This is a genomic window from Actinospica durhamensis, assembly GCF_018139695.1.
Taxonomy (GTDB): domain Bacteria; phylum Actinomycetota; class Actinomycetes; order Streptomycetales; family Catenulisporaceae; genus Actinospica; species Actinospica durhamensis.
The window spans coordinates 1-380 of record NZ_JAGSOG010000909.1; the positions used below are offsets into that span (position 1 = coordinate 1).

The following is a 380-nucleotide window of genomic DNA, read 5'->3' on the forward strand; positions in this document are numbered from 1 at the left end:
AGCTCGCACCGTGGTTTGGTGCAGCAGCTCTCTTGTTCCTCGTCGCCGGCCTCTACGTCGGCTTCGTGGTGGCGCCCACCGATGCGCAGCAGGGCGAGGTCTATCGCATCATCTTCCTGCACGTGCCGGCCGCGTGGATGTCGATGTTCATCTACCTCGTGATGGCCGGTTATTGCGCGCTGGGGCTGGTACTGCGCACCCGGCTTTCCTCGATGATGGCCTCGGCGCTCGCACCCACGGGTGCGCTCTTCACCGCCATTGCGCTGTGGACCGGCGCGCTGTGGGGCAAGCCGACCTGGGGCACGTGGTGGGTATGGGATGCGCGGTTGACGTCGGAGTTGCTGCTGCTGTTTCTGTACCTCGGCTTCATCGCATTGGAA

The 380-nt window shown here is 64.5% G+C and carries 1 protein-coding gene; it reads left to right on the top strand.

What is annotated here, in order from left to right; all coding sequences use genetic code 11:
• Positions 1 to 380: cytochrome c biogenesis protein CcsA (gene ccsA / locus KDL01_RS47415; RefSeq protein WP_212534396.1), on the top strand; the 380-nt coding region annotated here is incomplete at both ends.